The following is a 24,104-nucleotide window of genomic DNA, read 5'->3' as shown; positions in this document are numbered from 1 at the left end:
ATTCAAACAGGAGGCCAAGATGATAGCAAAGACGCTGCAAGACATGTTCCGACGGTATCGACGTCCTGGCGATATTGTCTTTGCCTTCCTTTTCTTCGGCTTCTCCCTGTTCCTTCTCAGCCAGATCGGCGCTGAGACTCAGGCCGTCAAACGAACCAAGTGGTTTGCCCAGCCCGCCCTTTGGCCCAAGATCGCGATCTGGGGCATGGTTTTGTTCAGCGGCCTCCACTTGCTGGGCTCCTTCCTGTCCCCACGCATTCCCGGACGGTTGCGAGAGGTGACGTTCTGGTTGATGTCCCTCGAATACGTTGCCTACTTCCTGATCTATGTCGTGGCGGTTCCGTGGCTTGGATACCTGCCATCGACCATGCTTTTTGCAGCCCTGCTGACGATACGATTGGGGTTTCGATTGCCCGGGGCTTTTTGCGTTGCACTTGGCTTCGGCGCGGTCGTGGCAGTCGTTTTCCGCGCGTTGCTTCAGGTGAACATTCCTGCCGGTCGGATATACGAATATCTGCCCGACGGGCTGCGCGCCTTTGCGCTGACCTACTTGTGAGGCCAAGATGGACAATCTGATTTCCGGCTTTGCAATTCTGGCACAGTGGCAGGTCGTCGTGGCACTGATCATCGGATCGGTGGGCGGGGTCATCATCGGCGCGTTGCCCGGCGTCGGCGCCGCTGTCGCAATTGCCATCCTGCTGCCCGCCACCTTCGCGTTCGAGCCCATCGTCGGCCTGACCCTTCTGTTGGGCATCTACGGGTCGTCCATGTATGGCGGCGCAATCCCCGCCATCCTGATCAACACGCCCGGTACGGCCGTCAACGCACTGACCACCTATGACGGCTATCCCATGACCAAGCGCGGCGAGGGCCACCGGGCCCTGTCGCTGGCCTATTCAGCGTCGTTTTTTGGCGGCATCTTCTCGATCCTCTGTCTGATCATCCTGTCGCCCGTATTGGCCTGGGTTGCCCCGCATTTCGGCAGCCGCGAGATTTTTCTGGCCGCACTCATGGGCATCCTTCTGGTGATCCTGGCCCATCGAGGGCAAACCTTCTCGGCCGCGATGCTGGCGTTCTTCGGCATCTTCCTCAGCACCGTCGGTCTGGAACCCGTCAAATACACCAAACGTTTCACCTTTGACCAAACCTGGCTTTCGTCAGGTGTCGATCTGATCGTGGTGGTTCTTGGGCTGTTCGCCATCAGTCAGGCGCTGCTGTTGCTGGTCGACAAAGAACACGCGCCGGGCCAAGCCCATGTGCGCGGCAGCATCTTCGCGGGCCTCAAAGAGCTGCTGGGCCTGAAACGAATAGCGACGGTTTCGTCATCGCTGGGTGTGCTCATGGGCATGATACCGGGCACAGGCGAATTCACATCACAGTTCCTGTCATACACATATGCACAGAAAACCTCTGAGGACCCGGACAAATTCGGCGATGGGTCACCCGAAGGTCTGGTGGCGTCCGAGGCGGCCAACAATGCCGTTCCCGGGGCCGCGATGATTCCACTGCTGGCGCTGGGTATTCCGGGCGAGGCGCTGACCGCGATGATGCTGTCCGTCTTCTACGTTCACAACGTGATCCCCGGACCGCAGCTTTTTGCCGACCAGATGGATTTTGTCATGGCGCTGTACATGTCGCTGATCCTGCTCAACGTGATCGTTCTGGTCTTTCTTTTGTTCTCGACCAACCTGCTGCTGAAGATCATTCAGATCCCGACGCGCTTTCTGGGGATCATGATCCTGACGCTGTCCTTTGTCGGGGTATTCAGCCTGCGCAACTCAGTCACGGACTGCGCTATTGCCGCCGGGTTCGGCGTGTTCGGGCTGATCCTGAAGCGCCTGAACCTGCCCATTGTTCCGATCATTCTGGGCATGGTTCTGGGCGGGATCATGGAAGTCAAACTGCGCAGCGCCATGGCGCGGGTGAAGTCGCCACTTGATTTCATCGACCGACCGATTGCAGCAATACTTTTCATCATGATCCTTGGGATCCTTCTGCTGCACGTTCGCTCACTGATCAAGGAACACAAGGAACGTATCAGACCGCAGCCGGTTCTCGACGAAGACTCAACTCAGCAAGGATAACCCCATGGACCAATCCTCGATTGATGCGCTGCGTGCGCAGGACATTGCTCCGCGCGGGCATTTCATAAACGGCCGCAGTCAGGATGGCGAAACCGGGGCCCGGCATCAGGTTCTGTCTCCGATCAACGGCCAACCTCTGGCGCTGATCGCCGAAGGCACACCGGCCGATGTCGACATGGCCGTGCGCGCGGCACGCAGTGCTTTCGAGGACGGGCGATGGTCGCGCATGGCCCCTGCCGGCCGCAAGAAAGTGCTTCTGAAGCTGGCCGACCTGATTGAAGCACGCGCGCTTGAACTGGCCGTGCTGGGCGTGCGCGACAACGGAACCGAAATCACCATGGCCTACAAGGCCGAGACGCTCTCGGCGGCTGCCACTTTCCGGTATTATGCCGAGGCGATCGACAAGATCTACGGGCAGATCGCCCCGACAAGCGGTGACGTTCTGGGTCTTGTGCATAACGCTCCGGTCGGGGTTGTCGGGACCATCGTGCCCTGGAACTTCCCACTGATGATCGGCAGCTGGAAAATTGCACCGGCACTGGCCGCCGGCAATTCCATCGTGCTGAAACCTGCCGAAAGCGCCTCACTCAGCCTGCTCAAGATTGCCGAGCTTGCCGCGGAAGCCGGAGTGCCCGATGGGGTGTTCAACGTCGTGACCGGGCGTGGCTCGGTCGTGGGTGAGGCGCTGGCCCTGTCGATGGATGTTGACATCATGGTGTTTACCGGGTCGGGTACAACCGGGCGGCGGCTGCTGGAGTATTCGGCGCGGTCGAACCTGAAACGCTGCTATCTTGAACTGGGCGGAAAATCCCCGAACATCGTTTTTGCCGACGCCCCTGATCTGGCCGAAGCGGCCAAGGTTTCCGCGGCGGGCATCTTCCGCAACTCTGGTCAGGTCTGCGTCGCCGGATCGCGCCTGTTGGTCCAGCAAGAGATCTACGAGGACTTCGTCGCCGAGATCAGCCGCCACGCCGAAGGCTTTCGCGTCGGCGACCCGCTGGATCTGAACAGCCAGATCGGTGCGGTCCACAGCCTGCCAGAGCTTCAGGCCAATCTGGATTTCGTCACCAAGGCCGAGGCCGAAGGCGCCGAGCGCCGTACCGGCGGAAACCGCATTCTGACAAAGACCGGAGGCTATTACATGGCGCCGACCGTAATGGCCAACGTGAAAGAGACCGACACCCTGTTCCAGAATGAGGTCTTTGGCCCTGTTCTGGCCGTCACACCCTTTGCGGACGAAGACGAAGCGCTGCGCCTTGCCAATGCCACCGTTTATGGGCTGGCCGGTGGTGTCTGGACCTCGAACCTCAGCCGCGCGCATCGCATGGTGGGCGGCATTCGCGCCGGCGTTGTGCATGTCAATACATATGGCGGTGCCGACCTGACCGTTCCGCTGGGCGGCGTTCGCCAATCCGGAAACGGGCACGACAAATCGCTGCACGCGATCGAGAAATACTTCGATCTGAAAACCGCATGGATAAAACTCTGAGAAAAGGCCGCCCGCATGACCCTTTCAGCGAAATCCGCGGAACTCATTGAACGCAGGGCCCGGTTGCTGGGGCCCAATGTATCGACCTTCTATGACGAACCCGTTCATTTCGTGAAAGGGGAAGGCGTCTGGCTGTGGGATGCGGACGGGCGCAAATATCTGGATTGCTACAACAACGTGCCTCATGTGGGGCATTGCAACCCGCGCGTGGTCGAGGCGATCTGTCGTCAGGCGCGCACACTCAACACGCACACCCGGTATCTGCATGACGGGATTCTGGACTATGTGGAAAAACTGACCGGAACGATGGACGAATCCCTGGATTCGGCCATCCTCACCTGTACCGGCTCCGAGGCAAATGACATTGCTCTGCGAATGGCCGAGGCGATGACCGGAAAACGAGGGATCATTGGCACCGACGCCACCTATCACGGCAATACCGCGCTGGTCAGCCAGTTGAGCAGATCGAACATCCCGACAGTCGGCTTCGGTCTGGGCCGGTACTTCCGCTTTGTCAGCGCGCCCGACAGCTATCGCCATCCCGACCCGGACGGGTCAAAATTCGCCGATGCGGTGGCGGAACAGATTGCGGAACACGAAAAGGCCGGCATTGGTTTTGCCGCATTGATCCTCTGCCCTTACTTTCTGAACGAGGGGTTTCCCGACAACCCGGACGGTTGGCTGGCACCCACGGCCAAGGTCGTCCGCCAGGCCGGGGGCCTGTTGATCTGCGACGAGGTGCAATCAGGCTTTGGCCGAACCGGCACCCACATGTGGGCGCATCAGAAGTTGGGCGTTGTGCCGGATGTCATGACCTTGGGCAAACCCATGGCCAACGGCCATCCGGTGGGCGGCGTGGTCACGGGTTCCGAGATCATTTCGGCATTCCGCAAGGGATATAGGTACTTCAACACGTTTGGCGGAAACCCTGTTTCCTGTGCCGCTGCGATGGCGGTTTTGGAAGAGATCGAAGACCAGAGCCTGGTCGCACATGCCAGATCCGTTGGCGACCACGCGCGAAAACGGCTGAATATTTTGAAAGAAAAGTATGACGTCATCGGAGACATACGCGGCTCGGGGCTGATATTCGGGGCTGAAATGGTCCTTGATCACGACACCAAGGAACCCGCCGGTGAATTCACTGACCGTATCATCAACGCCATGCGCCAGCGCGGGATCATTCACTCCAAGCTTGGGCGTCACAAGAATACTCTGAAAATTCGCCCGCCCATGACATTCTCTGTCGAAAACGCGGATCTTCTTTTCGACACGCTGGACGACGTGTTGGCGGAAACGCCACGGGTCGCATGAAGCAGATCGTGGAACATGCGCTGTCCCTTTGGGGGCTGGCTGATGGCCAGGCGTCTCTCGTGGCGGCTCGGGAAAACCGTGTCTATCGCGTTCAGGCAGGCCAGACCGTCTATGCCCTGAGACTGCATCGCAAGGGCTTGCGAACGGATGCCGAACTCCGGTCAGAGCTACAGTGGATGGCCGTTCTCGGCAAAAACGGGGTCCGGGTTCCAACGCCCGTCGCGGCCGCGGATGGGCGCTATCTGCATCTGGTGGACGGCATTCAGGTCGACATGCTCGACTGGCTGCCGGGCCGCCCTCTGGGTGCGACCGAAAAGGCTTTGACGCATCAGGACCGGACAGGCGTCTTTTGTTCAATTGGCCGGGAAATGGCACGGCTGCACCACATCAGCGACCAATGGGCACCCCCTCAGGGCTTCGTGCGTTGGTCATGGGATCGCAGCGGGCTGCTTGGAGCCGCCCCTGTCTGGGGTCGTTTCTGGGAAAACCCAACGCTTGGAAAAACGGACCGGGCCCTTTTCCTGGCGTTTCGGGATATCGCAGATCGTGACCTTCGGCGCGCGGAAAATCAGTTGGATTACGGGCTGATCCACGCCGATCTTGTCCGCGAAAACGTCATGGTTGACGGTGACAAACTGTGGCTGATTGACTTCGACGATGCCGGGTTCGGTTTTCGCCTGTTTGATATCGCAACGACGCTTCTCAAGAACCTGCACGAACCTGATTTCAACCGGCTGCGCGGTGCTTTGCTGGCGGGGTATCGATCTGAACGAACGATCTGTACCCAACAACTCGACCTGTTCATGGCACTGCGCGCCGTAACCTATGTGGGATGGGTTGCATCCCGACTGAACGAAGATGGATCGGGCTTACGCAATGAGCGGTTCATTGAAACCGCCCGGGCGTTGATGTCCCAATACCTTCAACAGCACATCTAGACAGGAGGCACCGATGGCCGAAAAGACAATCCTGCTGATTGGTACGTATGATACGAAAGAGCCCGAAATGCGGTTCATCGAAAAGGCGGTCAGAGCGCAGGGCGCTGACGTGCTGACCATGGATGTATCGGTTCTGGGTGATCCGTCCGAACCGACGGATATCTCGAAACACGACGTTGCCGCTGCCGGTGGCATGACAATAGAACAGGTCATCGCGCAAGGAGACGAGAACAAAGCCTTTCGCGTGATGTCCGCAGGGGCCGCAAAAGTTGTTGCACAGGCCTATTCAGAAGGTCGATTTGACGGGTTGCTGGCCACGGGCGGGACCATGGGCACAGACCTTGCACTTGATTGTGCACAGGCTTTGCCGATGGGGGTTCCCAAATATATCGTGTCAACGGTCAGCTTCTCGCCTCTGATCCCTCCGCACCGGTTGGCGCCGGATGTTCAGATGATCCTGTGGGCCGGCGGCCTGTATGGCATGAATTCGATCTGCAAATCGTCGCTCAGCCAGGCTGCCGGGGCCGTCGTGGGCGCAGCCAAGGCGGCGACCGCCCCCGATCGCAGCAAACCTCTGATCGGGATGACCAGCCTTGGTTCGTCCTGCCTGCGCTACATGAAAATTCTGAAACCGGCACTGGAAGACCGCGGCTTTGAAGTGGCCGTGTTCCACTCTACCGGCATGGGCGGCATGGCCTATGAAAAACTGGCGGGCGAAGGCGCGTTTGCCTGCGTGATGGACTTCTGCATGCAGGAATTTGGCAACCTGATGGCGGGCTCTGTCGTATCCAGCGGCGATGACCGGGTCACCAATGCCGGGCGCGTAGGAACGCCCCAGATGGTGGCGCCCGGTGCGCTGGATCTATTGGATTTTGCGGGTTGGCAGGACATCCCCGAACAATATGCCGATCGCCCGTTCCACGAACACAACCGCCTGATCAAAAGCTCGGTCTTCAACGGCGCCGAACGGCGCGCCTGGATTCGGGAACTCGCCAAACGGCTGGAAGCCGCAACCGGGCCGGTGCATTTCTTTTTGCCCGTTCAGGGTGTCGAGGCCTGGGACAGGGAAGGCGAAGAGGCGCATGATCCAGAGGCTCTGGCCGAAATGGTGGACGAGGCGCGCAAGGTCATGCCCGGCCGGGTGCCGATGACCGAGCTGGATGTTCACATCAACGACGCGGCTTTCTGTCAAGCTGTTCTGTCGCGATTTGACACGTGGGTGGAAACCGGCGTCATCCGAACAGACTGAACGCCATTGGCAGCATCGGGAAACGGAAAATCTCCCTGCGCTTTGTCTGACAGCGAATTGTGGCACCTGTCCGGGTTGTGCATGTCGGTTCCGTGAACCTTGGGCACCCAGTCTTCTGGCGGACGGTTCCAGAACGTGTTGGGGTTGTCTTCATCCATCCTGGCCCGGTGCAAGCTGCGCCACGCGGACCGGATCAGAATGACCGGTTCTTCATGCGGATGTTGCGTAAAAAGCGTCTCCACAACGTTTTGAACGATTGGATCATCGGCTTACCGCCACCCCCAAGACGATCAATCAGCCAAGGGCGTTTCTTGAACAATTGATCCATGCTTTAGCCGGGTACGGGCCCGTGTCCGTTGCCGGTGGAATTTTTTTATGGATGTTGGATCCAATATCCTTTATTCGTGATCGCATCTTTGATTCAGGGAGGATCACATGCTCAAGAAACTCGTCGCTTTGGCGGCCTTCACCACTTTCACAACAGGTCCTGCGATGGCGGACACGCTCGACGATGTCGTGGATCGCGGTACTCTTCGCTGCGGCGTTGTTCTGGACTTTCCGCCGATCGGGTATCGCGACGCCAACAACGAACCGGCGGGTTTTGACGTGGATTACTGCAATGATCTGGCCGCGGCGCTTGAAGTCGAGGCGGAAATCCTGCCTTTGACCTGGGCCGAACGCCTGCCGGTCATCGTGACCGGGCGCGCCGAAGTCGTGTTCGGCGCAACCTCGGACAGCCTTGAACGGGCGCGGACCGTGGGCTTTACCATTCCTTATGCAATCTACTATGCGCAGGGCGTCGTAAACGCGGACAGCGGAATCGAAACCTTCGAAGACATCCGCGGCAAACGCGTCGCCGCCGCGATTGGCACCGTGCCGGAACAGGAATGGCTGAAGATTGCCGCCGAATGGGGTGAGGAAGGCAATTATCAGGGCTATCAGTCGGAAAACGAGGTGTTTCTGGCGGTCGCGCAGGGCAAGGCCGATATCGGCATCACCACCAACACCGCTGTTCTGCCGATCACCCAGCAGTATGAAACGGTGCTGGCCGGCCCCCGTATGCCCTGGACGACCGACTATACCTCGGTGGTGGGCAAACGACAGGACGTCACCTGGCTGAATTTCCTGAACCTGTTTGTCACGCATCAGGTGCGCTCGGGCCGGTACCAGGAACTGTGGGGCAAATATGTCGGAGGCGAAGCACCCGAGCTGCGCATCCCCGGCGTGATGTACTGATTTCACCCCCCAGTGCTCTTTCGTCGGGTTTCGGCCGGGCGAAAGAGCCGGTCAATTCGGAAAAAACCTGTGTTCGATTACAACTTCCACTGGCGGCCGGTCATGAAAAGCCTGCCGGACTTGCTTGAGGCATCGCTGCTGACTCTGCAAGTCGCGGTTCTGGCGATGATCCTGGGCATCCTCATCGGCCTGTGCCTTGCACTGACGCGGCTGCACCTGAAGGGGCCGCTGTGCTGGTTCGCCTCGGCCTGGGTCGAACTGGCCCGAAACACGCCCGCCCTGTTTCAGCTGTTCTTTTTCGGCTTCGGGCTTGGCGCATTCGGCCTGCACCTGTCGCCATATTTCATCGTTCTGGCGGGTTTGACCTTCAATTGCGCCGGCTATCTGGCCGAGAACTTTCGCGGAGGTTTTCAGGCCGTCCCCGAGACGCAGTTACGGGCCTCTCGTTCCCTGGGCATGACCGCGTGGCAGGCTTACACACGCGTGGTGATCCCGCAGGTGTTTCGCATCGTCTATCACCCGATCACCAATCAGATGGTCTGGGCCGTGCTCATGTCCTCGCTGGGCATGCTGGTCGGTTTCCGCGAGCTGTCCGGCGAGACGCAGTTCTTTGCCTCGCGCACCTTCCGCATCTTTGAATATTTCGCCGTCACCGCGGTCATTTATTACGTGATCGTCAAAATCATCCTTCTTGCCTCGCGCCTGCTGGCGTCCCGGCTTTTCCGCTATTGAAGGAGGCACAGATGCAACCCACTGTCAGCTTTTTCAGCGGCTTCACCATCAATGATCTGTGGTTCCTGGGCGAAGCTGCCCTGCGGACACTCTGGATTTCGGTTCTGTCGATATCCATCGGAACGCTTCTTGGCGTGGTATGCGGGTGGATCCTGTACGAGGGCAAGCTGGCCGCAGCCCTGACAGTGGCCCCGTTTCTGGATGTCTTCCGATCCGTCCCGCTGATCATCCAACTGGTGCTGTTCTACAACTTTGCGCCCATTGTCGGGCTCAATCTGGACCCCTTCGCCTCGGGCGTGGTGATCCTGTCGATCTACACGGCCGCTTTGGTTGCGAATGTCGCACGCGGAGGGATCGAGGCCGTCGGTGCGCCGATGCGCCGTGCCGCGCGCAGTCTGGGCATGACCTATTGGCAGGATCTGCGCTATGTCGTCTTCCCGATTGGCGGACGCGCGGTGTTCCCGGCCTGGGTCGGTGTCGCACTGGGAGTGATGAAGGACAGCGCGTTGGTTTCGGTGCTGGGCTATGTCGAACTGCTCAAGGCCAGTCAGATCCTGATCACCCGGACGCAGGAACCTTTCCTGATCCTGACAATCGCGGGCGCGTTCTATTTCGCGCTCAGCTATCCGATTTCGCGCTATTCCGCGTCTCTTGAAAAAAGGTGGGCCCAATGATCGAAATTCGCGACCTGCACAAGTATTTCGGCGCGCTGCATGTGCTGAAGGGCATCGATCTGGATGTGCAGAAAGGAGAGGTCCTGTCGGTGATCGGCGCATCGGGCTCCGGCAAATCGACCCTGCTGTATTGCATCAACGGGCTGGAACCGATCCAGCAAGGCTCGGTCAGGGTCGATGGCACAGATGTTCATGCCAAAGGCGCCGATATCAACAAGCTGCGCACAAAGCTGGGAATGGTGTTTCAGCAATGGAACAGCTTTCCTCACCTGACCGCATTGGAAAACGTCGCGCTGGCCCCCAAGATCGTCAAAGGACTGTCAAAATCAGAAGCCCGCGATATCGCCGCCCGCCAACTGACCCATGTTGGCCTGGGCGAAAAGCTGGGCGTCTACCCATCTGCCCTTTCGGGTGGCCAGCAACAGCGTCTGGCCATCGCCCGCGCGCTGGCGATGGAGCCGGAATACATGCTTTTTGATGAGGCGACGTCAGCGTTGGATCCCGAACTGGTGGGCGAGGTTCTCGACACGATGCGCCTTTTGGCCGAAGAAGGGATGACCATGATCTGTGTCACGCACGAGATGGGTTTCGCACGCGATGTGTCGGACCGAGTTGCTTTCTTCCATCAGGGCGTGATGGAAGAGATCGGCCCGCCCAGGCAGATATTCGGTGCTGCGCAATCCGAACACACCCGTAAATTCCTGGCCAACGTGCGCTGAGTGCACTGGCCCCCAGAAACAACGAGGAAGATCACCTTCATGTCCAAGAATATCTTCACCGGCACCATGCCAGCCCTGATGACCCCGTGCAAAGCCGACCGGACCCCGGATTTCGATGCCCTGGTGAAAAAGGGCAAGGAAATGATCGAGGCCGGCATGTCGGCCGTGGTGTATTGCGGTTCGATGGGCGACTGGCCGTTGCTGTCGGATGCCGAACGTATGCAAGGTGTCGAACGCCTGATCGACGCCGGCCTTCCTGTCGTCGTCGGCACTGGTGCGATAAACTCGAAATCTGCCGTAGCGCTGGCCGCACATGCGCAAAAGGTCGGCGCGGCAGGGCTTATGGTCATCCCACGTGTGCTGTCGCGCGGATCGTCCATCCCGGCACAGCGCAACCACTTCAAGGCAATCCTGTCAGCCGCGCCGGATATCCCGGCCATCATATACAACAGCCCCGTCTACGGCTTCGCCACCCGCGCTGATTTGTTCCTGGAATTGCGTGCAGATCATCCGAACCTTGTCGGGTTCAAGGAATTCGGAGGCAAAGGCGACCTGCGCTACGCCGCGGAACACATCACCTCGAAAGATGATCAGGTCACGCTGATGGTGGGCGTGGACACCGAGGTTTATCATGGCTTCGTCAACTGCGGCGCCACGGGCTCGATTACAGGTATCGGCACCGCCCTGCCCAAAGAAGCATTGCTGCTGGCCGCCCTGTGTCAGAAAGCGGCGGCGGGCCATGCCGAAGCGCGCCTGCGCGCGCGCGAGCTTGAAGAAGCCTTTGGCGTGCTGGCCAGCTTTGACGAAGGCACCGATCTGGTGCTGTACTACAAGCACCTGCTGGTCTTGAACGGTGAAGAGGAATACCGCTTGCACTTCAACGAAACCGACGAGCTGACGGATGCCCAGCGCAACTATTGCGAACACCAATACAAACTGTTCCGCACCTGGTTTGCCGACTGGTCCAGCCAGGGCGGGGTCATCGCTGAATGCATGTGATCGACAGCCATACCGGAGGCATGCCCACGCGGGTCATCCTGAACGGCGGCCCCGATCTGGGGTCGGGCCCGCTGGCCGAGCGTGCGCAACGCCTGGCCACCGAGCACAAGGCTTTCTACAAATCGGTCCTTCTGGAACCACGCGGTCAACCCGGCATGGTCGGGGCGCTTCTGGTCGCCCCGGAAACGTCTGGCTGCGAAACCGGCGTGATCTATTTCGATGCCGACGCCGTTCTGGGCATGTGCGGTCATGGCACCATCGGCCTTGGGGTCACTCTGGCCCATCTGGGCCGGATCGGTCTTGGGACGCACAGGGTCGAAACGCCGGCCGGCGTCATCTCGGTTGACCTGTTGGACGCCAATACGGTGCGCGTCACCAATATCGAAAGCCGCCGGGTCAAGGCTTCGGTGTCGGTTGACGTCGAAGGCCATGGAAAAGTGACCGGCGATCTGGCCTATGGTGGCAACTGGTTCTTCATTGTCGATCCCAGCCCGATGGACGTGACGCCCGGCAACATCCGTGCCCTCACCGATCTGACCATTGCAATTCGCAAAGCCTGCATCGACCAGAACGTGCGTGGCGAGAACGGGGAACCGGTGGACCACGTGATATTGCAGGACAAATCCCCGGACAAAGACGTTCACAGCAGGAATTTCGTCCTGTGCCCGGACGATCAATATGACCGATCGCCGTGCGGGACCGGCAGTTCGGCGCGTCTGGCCTGTCTGGCGGCGGATGGGGTTCTGGTTCCGGGGCAAGAGATCGTGCAGGAAAGCGTGATCGGCAGCTCTTACCGGCTGAGCTATCAGCCCGGTCCCAACGGCGGCGTCATTCCGACCCTGACCGGGCAGGCGCATATCATGGCTGAGGGCACATTGATTTTCGCGCAGAACGATCCGTTTCGCGGTGGGATCCTTCTTTGACAAAATTATCGGGGACTGGCGCAATCCAGCCCCCGGAACCGAGCCACAGTTTGAGAAGATCTGGCCATGCTGCAAGACAACCCGACGGATATCGTTGTGATCGGTGCCGGTATCATCGGCATCAGCACCGCACTTGAATTGCAAAAACGCGGCCGGCGCGTGCTGGTGCTGGATCGCGAAGGCGTTGCAGCCGGGGCGTCAAAGGGCAACGCCGGAGCCTTTGCCTTTACCGACATCGTGCCATTGGCCACCCCCGGGATCATGCGCAAGGCTCCGAAATGGCTGTTTGATCCGCTGGGTCCGCTTTCAATTCCACCCTCCTACGCTTTGAACATCGCGCCGTGGATGCTGCGGTTCTGGCGGGCCAGTTGGCAGGATCGCTATGCTGCGGCCTTGTCTGCGCAGGCTGCTTTGATGGATCACAGCCGCACGGCGCTGGAACGCCAGATCGCGGATGTCGACGGCCAAGCGCTGATGCAACGCGACGGCCAGTTGCAGGTGTTCGAGGGTGAAGGTGAATTCCGCGCCAGTCTGCCCACATGGGACAGGCGCAAGGATCACGGCATCCCCTTTGACCTGCTGGACAGCCCCGACGCGATTGCGGAAATCCAGCCCGGGCTTGACCGACGATTTACCCATGCGGGTTTTACGCCCACCTGGATGAACACGGTCGATCCGGCCAGCTGGACAAGACATTTGGCCACCCGGTTCACCGCCCGTGGCGGTCAGGTCGAAATCGCGACAATCAGCGCGCTCACGCCCATGGATGCGGGCGTTCGCCTGACGACTTCGATCGGTGAAATTGATGCAAGACAGGTGACCGTGGCTGCCGGGGCGTGGTCTAATCACTTGGCGAAAACCCTGGGCGATCGCATCCCTCTGGAAACCGAGCGAGGGTACAACACGACCCTGCCCCAAGGGGCCTTTGATCTGCGCACCCATCTAACATTCGGTGGCCACGGCTTTGTGGTGACGCGGATCAACGGCGGCGTGCGCATCGGTGGCGCGGTCGAGTTGGGCGGGCTGGAACTGCCACCCAATTACAAACGCGCCGACGCGCTTCTGGCAAAGGCCGGGCGCTTCATGCCTGGCCTGAACTTGGAAGGCGGCACGCAATGGATGGGCTTTCGGCCGTCACTGCCCGACAGTTTGCCGCTGATCGACCGCTCGGCGCGTGCGCCACAGGTATTTTACGCCTTCGGACATGGCCATCTGGGTCTGACGCAATCCGCAGGCACGGCGGAACTGGTCGCGGATCTGGTCACGAACACAAAGCCCGCGCTCGACATGAAGCCTTTCGCATCCACACGCTTCTGATCAGGAGAAAACCTTATGAAAATCACTGCACTGAACGTATATCAGGTGGATCTGCCGCTGAAGGAAGGCCGCTACAGCTGGTCCAATGGCAACTATGTCGAGGTCTTCGACAGCACCGTTCTCGAGATCATCACGGATGAAGGTCTCAAGGGGTATGCCGAATGCTGCCCGCTGGGATCGGCTTATCTTCCGTCCTTTGCCCTGGGCGTCAGGGCCGGGCTGGCGGAATTGTCGCCACATCTGATCGGGCAGGATCCGCTGAATATCGGCCAGATCAATCGCACCATGGATGCAGCCCTGCGTGGCCACCCTTATGCCAAGGCGCCTGTTGATATTGCCTGCTGGGATCTGCTGGGCAAGGCGACCGGGCAACCCCTTTACACCCTGTTGGGCGGCGACGCGCAACAGGACGTGGTGCTGTATCGCGCGATCAGCCAGGAAGCACCGGAAATCATGGCGCAAAAGATCGAAGGTTATGCGGCCGAAGGCTACACGAAGTTTCAACTGAAAGTGGGCGGCGACGCCAATGACGACATCGACCGCATTCACGCCACCCGCGCGGTTCTGAAAAAGACCGACCTGCTGGTGGCGGATGCCAACACTGGCTGGACCCGGCACGAGGCCGCGCGTGTCGTAGGCGCCATCGCGGGCATGGATGTCTATGTGGAACAACCCTGTTTGACCTATGAGGAATGCGTGTCGATCCGCCGGCGCACCGCGCTGCCCTTCGTGATGGATGAGGTCATCGACACGCCCAACACATTGGTCCGCGGCATAGCCGAAGACGCCATGGACGTGATCAACCTGAAAATCTCCAAGGTAGGAGGTTTGAGCAAAGCAAGGCTGATGCGCGATCTGTGCGTCGCGCATGGTATCCCGATGACCATCGAAGACACTTGGGGGGGCGATATCACCACCGCCGCCATCGCTCATCTGGCGCGGTCGACACCGTCCGAGTTCACGTTCTCGGCCACCGATTTCAATTCCTATGGTACCGTGGACATCGCCGAAGGCGCGCCAAAGCGTGTCAATGGCCGGATGACCGCAGCAGATCGTCCGGGTCTGGGCGTGACACCGATCTTCGACGCGCTGGGTGCCCCCGTCGCGCAATATAGCTGAGGTAAACATGCGCAGCAGAAAAACCGTACATGTGATCTCGGCCCATGCCGAAGGTGAGGTTGGAGATGTCATCGTTGGGGGTGTCGCCCCACCGCCGGGCGACACTCTCTGGGAACAGCGAAGCTTCATTGCGCGGGACCAGACCCTGCGCAACTTTGTTCTGAACGAACCACGCGGCGGTGTGTTCCGGCATGTCAACCTTCTGGTTCCGCCAAAACACCCCGAGGCAGACGCCGCCTGGATCATCATGGAACCCGAAGACACGCCGCCCATGTCGGGGTCCAACTCGATCTGTGTCTCAACCGTGTTGCTGGATGGTGGGATCATTCCAATGCACGAGCCGGAAACCCACATGGTGCTCGAGGCACCGGGTGGGCTGGTCCGGGTACGTGCGGAATGCCGCGATGGCAAGGCACAACGCATCTTTGTCCAGAACCTGCCCAGCTTCGCCGACAAGCTGTCCGTCCCGCTTGAGGTATCCGGACTGGGCACGATCACGGTAGACACCGCCTATGGCGGCGACAGTTTCGTGGTCGTCGATGCGCAGGCGCTTGGGTTCACAATCCTCGACCACGAGGCCCGCGACATAGCCCGGCTGGGGGTAAAGATCACAAACGCCGCCAATGAGCAGCTTGGATTCTCGCATCCCGAGAACCCGGACTGGGATCATATATCGTTCTGCGCCTTTTGCGGCCCGTTGAATGAAACGGAAACCGGTCTGAGCGGCAAGTCCGCCGTGGCAATCCAGCCGGGTAAGGTCGACCGTTCGCCGACGGGCACCGCAGTGTCCGCGCGCATGGCCCTGATGGCGGCCAAGGGGGTGATGAAACCCGGCCAGACCTTCGAGGCTGTCTCGATCATCGGATCACGATTCACCGGGCGGATCATTGACACTGCGCAGGTCGGTGGCCGCGCGGCGATCGTTCCTGAAATCAGCGGTCGCGGTTGGATCACCGGAATTCATCAGCACATGTTGGACCCCGCAGATCCATGGCCCGGTGGATATCGCCTGTCTGACACCTGGGGTGTTTGATGTCAGTAGGCACGTTTTTCAAAAACGGAGAAGTCTGAAGATACGCGTCCTCGTTACGGTTTCATCATCAGATTCAGGCTTTTTCCAAATCTCGGACAGGATTCGAACATGGGTCGAAATCCAAGTTCGGCTTGGAAAAGTTGGTGATTACGGGTAATTGTATCCAAAAAACCGTGGCGGGATATTGGAAATGGCAGGAAAACGCGCGATCACGAAACAAAGCCTACCGGACGTCATCGCAAATGATCTGCGTGAACGTATCCTGAGCGGCGAACTCGCCGAGGGTGAAACGATCCGGCAGGAAGCACTGGCCGAGGAATATGATGTCTCTCGCATGCCGATCCGCGAGGCGCTGAAACGCCTGAATGCCGAAGGTCTGGTGCAATGGGCCAACAATCGCGGCGGCTCGGTGACCAAGCATTCCCTCGACGAAATCGGTGAAATTTTCGATCTTCGCATCCTGATCGAAGTCGATCTGTTCCGCCGGGCCATCCCGAATATGGGCCCAAGGGAATTTGCGCGTTGCGACGAAATCCTCAAGCAGATGGAAGCGTCATATGATGAAAATGACGTCGGCAAGTGGGGGATATTGAACTATCAGTATCACTCGGCGCTTTATGCGGCATCACAGCGGAAGCTGACCAACGAATTGCTGGACCGCGTCAACCTGCAATCGGATCGCTATGTCAGGATGCACCTGAGCGTGATGAAACAGCGCGAACCCGCAAAAAAGGAACATCGTGATCTGTTGCGGCTAGCCCGGGAAGGCAATGTGGACAAAGCCTGCGAGGTCTTGGCGCAGCATATTCGCCGGACCAAGGAACAGCTTCTGGAAATGATCGCCTCGAAGCGCGGGACAGACGAACCCTAGGGCGGTCTTGCATGTCCTGTCACTTTGGATACATTATCCATTAATCTGGATATCCCGAAATACGAGGCCCAAATGACCTTTACTCCGCATGGCAAACATCTGATCGCCGGCAACTGGCTTGCCGGTGACGATTTCTTTGCATCACAACCCGCACATGGGCCATCGCATGACTTTTCGAAAGGTCGAGTTTCAGACGTCGACGCCGCTGCGCAGGCCGCGGAAGAGGCGTTTTGGAGCTATGGCTATTCCACTCGGGAAGAACGCGCCGTCTTTCTGAACGCCATTGCCGACGAGATCGAAGCGCGCGCCGATGAAATCACCGAGATTGGCACTCAGGAAACCGGCCTGCCCGAGGCTCGGCTGCAAGGTGAACGGGGCCGCACGTCGGGGCAGCTGAGGCTGTTCGCAACGCATATCCTCAGCGGCGATTATCTGGACCGGCGCCACGACAGCGCGTTGCCGAACCGTGCACCCCTGCCCCGGCCCGATCTGAAAATGATCCAGCGCCCGATCGGCCCGGTCGCTGTGTTCGGCGCATCAAATTTCCCGCTGGCATTTTCCACCGCCGGGGGGGACACGGCCGCCGCACTGGCTGCCGGCTGCCCGGTCGTCGTCAAAGGCCACGGCGCCCATCCGGGCACCGGCGAGATCATCGCCGAAGCCATCCTTGCGGCCATCCGCCGTTGCAACATTCATCCCGGCGTTTTCAGCTTGATCCAGGACGGCGGACCGGCTGTGGGTTCAGCCTTGGTGCAGCACCCTCTGATCAAGGCGGTCGGGTTCACCGGATCGCTTGCGGGCGGTCGCGCCCTGTTCGACCTGTGCGCCGCGCGCCCCGAACCGATTCCGTTTTTTGGTGAGCTTGGATCGGTAAACCCCATGTTCATTCTGGACGCGGCACTGGCAAACCGGGGTGAAGATATCGCCAAAGGCTGGGCCGGCTCGCTGACGATGGGCGCTGGTCAGTTCTGCACCAACCCGGGCGTCGTCGTGATGCCAGCAGGTGAAGCAACGGACCGTTTCGCCGAGATCGCGCAGGCCGCATTGACCGAAGTTCCGGCGCAGACCATGCTGACCGACGGCATCGCCAAAGCCTATCGCAACGGTCAGGCCCGTGTTGCTGAAACCGCTGGCGTTCACGAGGTTCTGGCTTCGACATGCGATCAGCGCAATGCGACCCCTTTCCTTTACCGAACAAGCGCCGCAACCTGGCTGGCCAACACATCCCTCGCGGAAGAGGTGTTCGGCCCGCTGGGCATCATCGTGACCGCCGAGACACCCGACGAAATGCACGACGTCGCACGCGGATTGCACGGGCAGCTGACCTGCACCCTGCATATGGACGAGGCCGACATGGGTATGGCGCGGTCCCTGCTGCCGATCCTTGAACGCAAAGCCGGGCGCGTGTTGGCCAATGGCTTCCCTACGGGGGTCGAGGTATGTGACAGCATGGTCCATGGCGGCCCCTACCCGGCTTCGACCAATTTCGGTGCCACATCCGTGGGCACATTGTCGATCCGACGTTTCTTGCGTCCTGTCTGCTATCAGAATCTGCCGGATGCATTGCTGCCGGAACACTTCTCATAGGGAAATCAGTCGACACCCGCCGATACCCTGAAAGCACGACGCGCAGCAGGGTGTCGGCGGTTGCAACTGCGCAGTGTCAGGGGCATGAGGCACACGCCCCTGGATTCAATTGCACAGTTTCATTTGGGTAACAGTGCTTTTGTTCATTCGGTTCAGGGCAACAATCCCGGCCCGATCCGTTGGCACTTTGGTGAACTACCTGTATGAAATGACCCGTGTTGCCCAGTAGCAAAACCAATTCGCCACGACCCATGAGATGATCGCCCCATTCGAGATCAATTTCCTCGCTGCATGCACCTCTCTTTTCATATCTCAAGAAAGGTAAACCTGATGGCTAACCCTCTGTATGACGGCCTGTTCGGCATCCACGCCGGCAAAGGCACACCTTTTTTGCAGCTGCTGGACGGGACAACGATCTCTCACCAGGATTTCCTCGGCAAAGCGGCGCAGATTGCGCATGTGGCCAGGCATCTGGGCCTGAACCCCGGTGACCGCGTTGCGGCGCAGGTTGAAAAAACCCCCGAGGCGCTGGCGCTTTATGCTGCCTGCGCCCAGGCCGGTCTGGTGTTCCTGCCGCTGAATACCGCCTACACGGTCGATGAATTGACCTATTTCATCGAAAACAGCGGGGCCTCGCTGATTATCTGCGACACCGAAAGAGAAGGAAAACTCACCCCTGTCGGCGCGCAGCTGGGCGCCCGGGTTGAGACGCTGAACGCGGATGGCACCGGGTCTCTGACAGATTTGGCCGCGACCATGCCGACACGTTTCGAAACCGTCGCCCGCGATGGCGAGGATCTGGCAGCGTTCCTTTACACGTCGGGAACCACAGGCCGGTCCAAGGGCGCCATGCTGACCCAGAACAATCTGCTGTCGAACGCACGGACACTGGTCAAGGAATGGCGCTTCACCTCGCAGGATGTGCTGCTGCATGCCCTGCCGATCTTTCACACGCACGGGCTGTTCGTCGCGACCAATATCATGCTGGCCGCAGGTGGATGCATGATCTGGCTGCCGAAATTCGATCTGGACCAGATCATCGACAAATTGCCCAGTGCCACGTCGATGATGGGCGTCCCAACCTTCTATACGCGCCTGTTGGACGACCCGCGTTTTACCAGGGAACTGGCCACCCATATGCGCCTTTTCGTTTCCGGATCGGCACCGCTGCGGGCGGAAACCCATGTGCAGTTCGAAGAACGAACGGGTCATCGCATCCTTGAACGCTATGGCATGACTGAAACCAACATGAACACGTCAAACCCATATGACGGCGAGCGGCGCGCCGGAACGGTCGGGCACCCGCTGCCCGGGGTCGAACTGAAGATCTGTGATTCAGACGGCAATACCCTGCCTGCGGGCGAGATCGGCACAATTGAAGTGCGCGGGCCCAACGTCTTCAAAGGGTATTGGCAGATGCCTGAAAAAACCGCTGCCGAACTGCGCGACAACGGCTTTTTCATCACCGGCGATCTGGGCCGCATCGACGAGGATGGGTACGTCCATATCGTCGGTCGCAACAAGGATCTGATCATTTCGGGCGGCTACAACATTTACCCAAAAGAGATCGAGATGGTTCTCGATGATCAACCCGGTGTTCTGGAAAGCGCCGTGATCGGCGTGCCACATCCCGATTTCGGTGAAACGGTTGTTGGTGTCATCGTGGCAGAGCCCGGCCAGACCCCTGATCCGGAGGCGATATCGGGCGCGGTCCGCGAAGGTCTGGCCCGGTTCAAGCATCCGCGCAAGCTGATCGTTCTGGATGAACTGCCCCGCAACACGATGGGGAAGGTTCAAAAGAACATTCTGCGTGACCGATACAAAGATCTCTTCATGACCGTGTGAGCGAGGCTCGGCAAAGCGGGGATCAGCGGATGCACCCCCTGAAAAGAAAATCAGGCGAGGGTGTCCCCGCCTGATTTATTACATGATTCAGGCAACCAGATCGAACCGGTCGTTGTTCGTGATCTTGGTCCATGCCGCCACAAAGTCGCGCACGAACTTCTCGGCATTGTCGTCCTGGGCGTAGACCTCAGCATAGCTGCGCAGGATCGAGTTCGAACCGAAGACCAGATCTGCGCTGGTTGCGGTGAACTTGACCTCACCCGAGGCGCGGTCGCGCAGTTCAAAGGTGCCTCCGTCAACCGGATGCCAGCTCAGCGACATATCCGTCAGGTTGACGAAAAAGTCGTTTGTCAGTTGGCCCAACCGGTCGGTGAAGACGCCATGCGGCGATCCGCCATGGTTGGCACCCAGCACACGCAGACCACCGACCAGAACGGTCATCTCGGCCGCGGTCAGACCCAGCAGTTGCGCACGATCCAGCATCATCGCCTCTGGCGAGACCGCGTATTCCTTCAGCTGCCAGTTGCGGAACCCGTCCGCCAGCGGCTCAAGTACCGAGAAGCTGTCCACATCGGTCTGCTCGATCGACGCGTCGCCGCGACCGGCCGAGAACGGAACCGCCACGTCAAAGCCTGCGGCCTTGATCGCCTGCTCCAGCCCGACGTTGCCCGCCAGAACGATCACGTCGGCAACCGAGGCGCCGGTTTCCGCCGCGATCGGCTCCAGCACACCCAGCACTTTCGCCAGACGTTCGGGTTCGTTGCCCGCCCAGTCCTTTTGCGGCGCCAGTCGGATGCGCGCCCCATTTGCGCCGCCACGCTTGTCCGAACCGCGGAAGGTTCGGGCACTGTCCCAGGCGGTGGTGATCATCTCGGCGATGGTCAGGCCGCTGTCTGCGATCTTGGCCTTGACGGCATCTATGTCGTAATCTGTCGAACCCGCCGGGATCGGATCCTGCCAGATCAGATCTTCTGACGGCACGTCCGGGCCATAATAGTTGACGCGCGGACCCATGTCTCGGTGAGTCAACTTGAACCAGGCACGTGCAAATGTATCGGCAAAATAGTCCGGATCCGCCATGAATTTCTGACAGATCGCGTTGTAGGTCGGGTCGACCTTCATCGCCATATCCGCATCGGTCATCATTGGCATGCGACGAACAGTGGGGTCGGTCGGGTCGACCGGCTTTTCGTCTTCGGGCATGTCGACGGGCTGCCACTGATGGGCACCTGCGGGTGATTTTCCCAGTTCCCACTCGTAACCGAACAGGTAATCGAAATAGCCCATGTCAAATTTCAACGGCTCTTTCGTCCACGCCCCTTCGATCCCCGAGGTAAAGGCGTTGGCCGCTTTACCGTTCTGATCAGGGTTTTCCCATCCCATACCCTGGCTGGACACGGGGCAGGCTTCGGGCTCGGCGCCGATATTGTCACCGGGCATCGCACCATGGGCTTTGCCGACGGTATGACCCCCGCAGGTCAATGCTGCGGTCTCTTCGTCATTCATCGCCATACGCGCAAAGGTTTCACGGATATGCAGCGCGGTTTTGGCCGGATCCGGATTGCCGTTCACGCCTTCGGGGTTCACATAGATCAGGCCCATATGCACCGCACCCAGAGGGTTTTCCAGCGTGCCGGGGGTTTCCAGATCGCCATAGCGATTCTCGGACGGGGCCAGCCACTGGTTTTCAGAACCCCAGTAAACATCTTTCTCGGGGCCCCAGATGTCTTCGCGACCAAAACCGAAACCAAAGGTCTTCAATCCCATGGATTCATAGGCCACCGTGCCCGACAGAACGATCAGATCGGCCCAGGACAGCGCGTTGCCGTATTTCTTTTTCACCGGCCACAGCAGACGGCGGGCTTTGTCCAGGCTTGCATTGTCCGGCCATGAATTCAGCGGCGCGAACCGGATGTTGCCCGAACCGGCGCCACCTCGACCATCCCCCAGACGGTAAGACCCGGCCGAGTGCCACGCCAGACGGATCATCAGCCCGCCATAGTGACCCCAGTCAGCCGGCCACCAGTCCTGGCTGTCGGTCAGCAACGCCTCGACATCGGCACGAACCGCCTTGAAGTCCAGCCCCTTGACCGCTTCTCGGTGATTGTAATCCGCATCCATCGGGTTGGTGCGCGTGTCGTGCTGGCTCAGAATGTCCAGGTTCAGCGCATCCGGCCACCACTTGGTGACGGAATTGCCCGTACCAGTATTGCCGCCATGCATGACAGGGCAGCCGCCGGATTGATGATTGTGGGGGGTACCGTCCATTGTAAATCTCCTGAGTATTTACCTAGGGGTTCAGATATCTTGACTCGTACCCCACGGCTTCGATAATTGGAAATTTGTAATTACTATCGTTGTGATTAATTTTTCATATGAAGGCACTCACCCTCAAACATCTGCGCTATTTCGAGGCGCTCGCCACGCACGGCCACTTTGGCAAGGCCGCCGCGGCCAGTGCAATATCGCAGCCCGCGCTTTCCATACAAATCAAAGAGCTGGAGGCAATCATGGGGGGGCCGCTCGTCGAACGCGCGGCCCGGCAAACCCGCCTGACAGCACTTGGCGAAGACGTGCTGAAACATGGCCGCGAAATCCTGACCCGGGTCGAGGATTTGGGGAAATTGGTGCAATCTCCCTCGGGCGCCCTGTCCGGCCGCATCAGAATCGGGGTCATTCCCACGGTCGCGCCCTATCTGCTGCCCTCGATCATCAAAGCTCTGTCGCAGCGTTTCCCACAACTGACCATCGAACCCAAGGAAACGATAACCAAGACGTTGATCGGCGAAATTCTGGATTCCAAACTGGATTTCGGTGTCGTTGCCCTGCCCGTCTCGGAACCCAAACTCCGAGAGTTCTCGCTGTTCAACGAAGATTTTCTGCTGGTTCGCCCGGCGCAGGATGCCAACCTGCCGATGCCAAGTTCCTCGCAGCTCAGAACCATGCGCCTGCTGTTGCTGGAAGAAGGGCATTGCTTCAGGGATCAGGCCCTGTCCTTCTGTTCGATCCGCAACATCGAACCGCAGCACATCATGGAGGGCAGTTCGCTTTCCACACTGGTTCAGATGGTCGGCGCCGGCATCGGTGTGACCCTGATACCGGAAATGGCGGTCGGGCTGGAAACCCGATCCGCGGATGTGTCCATTGCCCGGTTTCAGGACACGCCGCCGACACGGACGATTGGTCTGATCTGGCGAAAGACCAACCCGCTCAGCGAAAACTTGTTGAAGATCGGTGCGATCATCCGCAAAACAGCCGAAGAAAACACGTGGGGCGTGAAACCGCCACAGCCTGAAATAACAGGCTGACCCGCCCGAAACGATGTTCCTCGGCACGAAGGCCAGACCCGGCGTAACCCGTCAGTCGTCACCTTTGTAATAGCCGATCACATCATTCTCGGTCGTTGCACCCAACCCGTTCAGCAACCGGTTTGAATAGTTGAAATAGGCGCAGACCTGATTGACCTCCAGGATCTCGCCATCCTCACAGCCTGCAATCTTGAGCGCTTCGAAGTCGGACTTGACCATTTTGCCAACATCCGTCGTCAGCTTGGCGGCATAGCGCAGCAGCGCCAGTTCCTTGCCCTCGAATTCATCCTCGGGCCGATGCGCCTTGAGCGCGACGAAAATCCGGTCGCTGCGCGGCTGGTCCTTCAGCAGGTTGCGCACGTTCATGAAGTGATGGGTCAGTGAATAGGTGCAATCGTTCAGGATCGAGGTATAGCTGGCGACAACCTCGAGAAACCAGAATGGCAACCGGTTGTCATCGGAATGCAGGACCGAACGGTACAGCGTCACATGCCCGTTCATCGTTTCGGGCCGCAATGAATGCACACGCATAACTGTGTCCACGGTGCCATGAGGGGTGCGGGCCTTGTCCAGCAGCTCTTTCAGGCGGCCGTTGGCCTTGTCGTCCGAGATCATCTCGATCCAAGCGCTCATTGCTGTGTCTCCTGTCCTGTTCGGGCTCAGCTTATGT

Annotated in this window: 21 protein-coding genes; 19 read left to right on the top strand and 2 right to left on the bottom strand. The window is 59.4% G+C overall.

All coding sequences use genetic code 11. The annotated features are described in order from the left end of the window. Positions 1-19: 19 nt before the first annotated feature. The 18 genes from ACR3E6_RS18795 to ACR3E6_RS18710 all read left to right on the top strand — a co-directional run bounded on the left by ACR3E6_RS18795 (position 20) and on the right by ACR3E6_RS18710 (position 20,126). The gene (locus ACR3E6_RS18795) at positions 20-556 is read left to right on the top strand and encodes a tripartite tricarboxylate transporter TctB family protein (RefSeq protein WP_152460588.1); all 537 of its coding nucleotides are present in this window, start codon (positions 20-22) and stop codon (positions 554-556) included. A gap of 7 nt (positions 557-563) precedes the next feature. Further along, a complete protein-coding gene (locus ACR3E6_RS18790) occupies positions 564-2,084 on the top strand; it encodes a tripartite tricarboxylate transporter permease (protein WP_480488715.1) in 1,521 nt (506 codons plus the stop codon). 4 nt (positions 2,085-2,088) lie between these two features. After that, positions 2,089-3,573, top strand: a complete 1,485-nt coding sequence (locus ACR3E6_RS18785) for an aldehyde dehydrogenase (RefSeq protein ID WP_480488713.1) — start codon at positions 2,089-2,091, stop codon at positions 3,571-3,573. A gap of 15 nt (positions 3,574-3,588) precedes the next feature. Continuing rightward, entirely contained in the window at positions 3,589-4,884 is a 1,296-nt protein-coding gene (locus ACR3E6_RS18780) for an aspartate aminotransferase family protein (protein WP_480488711.1), read from the top strand. After that, complete coding sequence (locus ACR3E6_RS18775; protein ID WP_480488709.1) at positions 4,881-5,822, top strand: phosphotransferase enzyme family protein; 942 nt, start codon at positions 4,881-4,883, stop codon at positions 5,820-5,822. Before ACR3E6_RS18780 ends, ACR3E6_RS18775 begins: the two co-directional genes overlap by 4 nt. A 13-nt stretch (positions 5,823-5,835) precedes the next feature. Further along, positions 5,836-7,071, top strand: coding sequence for a Tm-1-like ATP-binding domain-containing protein (locus ACR3E6_RS18770; protein ID WP_171724630.1), 1,236 nt, complete (start codon positions 5,836-5,838; stop codon positions 7,069-7,071). Positions 7,072-7,506: 435 nt separating this feature from the next. Continuing rightward, on the top strand, positions 7,507-8,307 hold the full coding sequence (locus ACR3E6_RS18765) for a transporter substrate-binding domain-containing protein (protein ID WP_480488706.1): 801 nt from the start codon (positions 7,507-7,509) through the stop codon (positions 8,305-8,307). Positions 8,308-8,376: 69 nt separating this feature from the next. After that, positions 8,377-9,039 carry an amino acid ABC transporter permease gene (locus ACR3E6_RS18760; protein ID WP_171724631.1) on the top strand — a complete coding sequence of 221 codons (663 nt, stop codon included), beginning with the start codon at positions 8,377-8,379 and terminating at the stop codon, positions 9,037-9,039. A gap of 11 nt (positions 9,040-9,050) precedes the next feature. Next, entirely contained in the window at positions 9,051-9,713 is a 663-nt protein-coding gene (locus tag ACR3E6_RS18755; protein ID WP_171636552.1) for an amino acid ABC transporter permease, read from the top strand. Continuing rightward, positions 9,710-10,432: an amino acid ABC transporter ATP-binding protein gene (locus tag ACR3E6_RS18750; protein WP_480488704.1), complete on the top strand. Its 723-nt coding sequence runs from the start codon at positions 9,710-9,712 to the stop codon at positions 10,430-10,432. Before ACR3E6_RS18755 ends, ACR3E6_RS18750 begins: the two co-directional genes overlap by 4 nt. A gap of 39 nt (positions 10,433-10,471) precedes the next feature. After that, the gene (locus ACR3E6_RS18745) at positions 10,472-11,431 is read left to right on the top strand and encodes a dihydrodipicolinate synthase family protein (protein ID WP_480488702.1); all 960 of its coding nucleotides are present in this window, start codon (positions 10,472-10,474) and stop codon (positions 11,429-11,431) included. Continuing rightward, a complete protein-coding gene (locus ACR3E6_RS18740) occupies positions 11,422-12,354 on the top strand; it encodes a 4-hydroxyproline epimerase (protein ID WP_171724633.1) in 933 nt (310 codons plus the stop codon). The genes ACR3E6_RS18745 and ACR3E6_RS18740 overlap by 10 nt, the downstream gene beginning before the upstream one ends. A gap of 66 nt (positions 12,355-12,420) precedes the next feature. Then, positions 12,421-13,671 (top strand): NAD(P)/FAD-dependent oxidoreductase, encoded by a 1,251-nt coding sequence (locus ACR3E6_RS18735; RefSeq protein ID WP_480488700.1) that lies wholly within the window; start codon positions 12,421-12,423, stop codon positions 13,669-13,671. A gap of 15 nt (positions 13,672-13,686) precedes the next feature. After that, positions 13,687-14,790 carry a cis-3-hydroxy-L-proline dehydratase gene (locus tag ACR3E6_RS18730; RefSeq protein WP_171636560.1) on the top strand — a complete coding sequence of 368 codons (1,104 nt, stop codon included), beginning with the start codon at positions 13,687-13,689 and terminating at the stop codon, positions 14,788-14,790. A 7-nt stretch (positions 14,791-14,797) separates the two neighbouring features. Further along, positions 14,798-15,823, top strand: coding sequence for a trans-3-hydroxy-L-proline dehydratase (locus ACR3E6_RS18725; protein ID WP_171724636.1), 1,026 nt, complete (start codon positions 14,798-14,800; stop codon positions 15,821-15,823). 190 nt (positions 15,824-16,013) lie between these two features. Next, positions 16,014-16,694, top strand: a complete 681-nt coding sequence (locus ACR3E6_RS18720) for a GntR family transcriptional regulator (protein ID WP_171636564.1) — start codon at positions 16,014-16,016, stop codon at positions 16,692-16,694. A 72-nt stretch (positions 16,695-16,766) separates the two neighbouring features. After that, positions 16,767-18,281 carry an aldehyde dehydrogenase (NADP(+)) gene (locus tag ACR3E6_RS18715; RefSeq protein ID WP_480488697.1) on the top strand — a complete coding sequence of 505 codons (1,515 nt, stop codon included), beginning with the start codon at positions 16,767-16,769 and terminating at the stop codon, positions 18,279-18,281. 330 nt (positions 18,282-18,611) lie between these two features. After that, the gene (locus tag ACR3E6_RS18710) at positions 18,612-20,126 is read left to right on the top strand and encodes a malonate--CoA ligase (protein WP_480488695.1); all 1,515 of its coding nucleotides are present in this window, start codon (positions 18,612-18,614) and stop codon (positions 20,124-20,126) included. A gap of 87 nt (positions 20,127-20,213) precedes the next feature. Here ACR3E6_RS18710 and katG read toward each other — a convergent pair whose 3' ends face one another. Beyond that, positions 20,214-22,394, bottom strand: coding sequence for a catalase/peroxidase HPI (katG, locus tag ACR3E6_RS18705; protein ID WP_480488694.1), 2,181 nt, complete (start codon positions 22,392-22,394; stop codon positions 20,214-20,216). A 107-nt stretch (positions 22,395-22,501) separates the two neighbouring features. Here katG and ACR3E6_RS18700 point away from each other — a divergent pair, with 107 nt between their 5' ends. Further along, entirely contained in the window at positions 22,502-23,434 is a 933-nt protein-coding gene (locus ACR3E6_RS18700) for a hydrogen peroxide-inducible genes activator (protein ID WP_171724640.1), read from the top strand. Between the two features lie 51 nt (positions 23,435-23,485). Here ACR3E6_RS18700 and ACR3E6_RS18695 read toward each other — a convergent pair whose 3' ends face one another. After that, positions 23,486-24,067, bottom strand: a complete 582-nt coding sequence (locus ACR3E6_RS18695) for a carboxymuconolactone decarboxylase family protein (RefSeq protein WP_171636574.1) — start codon at positions 24,065-24,067, stop codon at positions 23,486-23,488. Between the last annotated feature and the right edge of the window lie 37 nt (positions 24,068-24,104).

The sequence above is a fragment of the Ruegeria sp. AL3 genome (genome assembly GCF_056536065.1).
This window is presented reverse-complemented; position numbering and strand designations above follow the sequence as displayed.

Excerpts from the sequence above, each read along its gene's own strand:
- ACR3E6_RS18795 (WP_152460588.1), top strand. The coding sequence starts at position 20 with ATGATAGCAAAGACGCTGCAAGACATGTTCCGACGGTATCGACGTCCT.
- ACR3E6_RS18790 (WP_480488715.1), top strand. The coding sequence starts at position 564 with ATGGACAATCTGATTTCCGGCTTTGCAATTCTGGCACAGTGGCAGGTC.
- ACR3E6_RS18785 (WP_480488713.1), top strand. The coding sequence starts at position 2,089 with ATGGACCAATCCTCGATTGATGCGCTGCGTGCGCAGGACATTGCTCCG.
- ACR3E6_RS18780 (WP_480488711.1), top strand. The coding sequence starts at position 3,589 with ATGACCCTTTCAGCGAAATCCGCGGAACTCATTGAACGCAGGGCCCGG.
- ACR3E6_RS18775 (WP_480488709.1), top strand. The coding sequence starts at position 4,881 with ATGAAGCAGATCGTGGAACATGCGCTGTCCCTTTGGGGGCTGGCTGAT.
- ACR3E6_RS18770 (WP_171724630.1), top strand. The coding sequence starts at position 5,836 with ATGGCCGAAAAGACAATCCTGCTGATTGGTACGTATGATACGAAAGAG.
- ACR3E6_RS18765 (WP_480488706.1), top strand. The coding sequence starts at position 7,507 with ATGCTCAAGAAACTCGTCGCTTTGGCGGCCTTCACCACTTTCACAACA.
- ACR3E6_RS18755 (WP_171636552.1), top strand. The coding sequence starts at position 9,051 with ATGCAACCCACTGTCAGCTTTTTCAGCGGCTTCACCATCAATGATCTG.
- ACR3E6_RS18750 (WP_480488704.1), top strand. The coding sequence starts at position 9,710 with ATGATCGAAATTCGCGACCTGCACAAGTATTTCGGCGCGCTGCATGTG.
- ACR3E6_RS18745 (WP_480488702.1), top strand. The coding sequence starts at position 10,472 with ATGTCCAAGAATATCTTCACCGGCACCATGCCAGCCCTGATGACCCCG.
- ACR3E6_RS18740 (WP_171724633.1), top strand. The coding sequence starts at position 11,422 with ATGCATGTGATCGACAGCCATACCGGAGGCATGCCCACGCGGGTCATC.
- ACR3E6_RS18735 (WP_480488700.1), top strand. The coding sequence starts at position 12,421 with ATGCTGCAAGACAACCCGACGGATATCGTTGTGATCGGTGCCGGTATC.
- ACR3E6_RS18730 (WP_171636560.1), top strand. The coding sequence starts at position 13,687 with ATGAAAATCACTGCACTGAACGTATATCAGGTGGATCTGCCGCTGAAG.
- ACR3E6_RS18725 (WP_171724636.1), top strand. The coding sequence starts at position 14,798 with ATGCGCAGCAGAAAAACCGTACATGTGATCTCGGCCCATGCCGAAGGT.
- ACR3E6_RS18720 (WP_171636564.1), top strand. The coding sequence starts at position 16,014 with ATGGCAGGAAAACGCGCGATCACGAAACAAAGCCTACCGGACGTCATC.
- ACR3E6_RS18715 (WP_480488697.1), top strand. The coding sequence starts at position 16,767 with ATGACCTTTACTCCGCATGGCAAACATCTGATCGCCGGCAACTGGCTT.
- ACR3E6_RS18710 (WP_480488695.1), top strand. The coding sequence starts at position 18,612 with ATGGCTAACCCTCTGTATGACGGCCTGTTCGGCATCCACGCCGGCAAA.
- katG (WP_480488694.1), bottom strand. The coding sequence starts at position 22,394 with ATGGACGGTACCCCCCACAATCATCAATCCGGCGGCTGCCCTGTCATG.
- ACR3E6_RS18700 (WP_171724640.1), top strand. The coding sequence starts at position 22,502 with ATGAAGGCACTCACCCTCAAACATCTGCGCTATTTCGAGGCGCTCGCC.
- ACR3E6_RS18695 (WP_171636574.1), bottom strand. The coding sequence starts at position 24,067 with ATGAGCGCTTGGATCGAGATGATCTCGGACGACAAGGCCAACGGCCGC.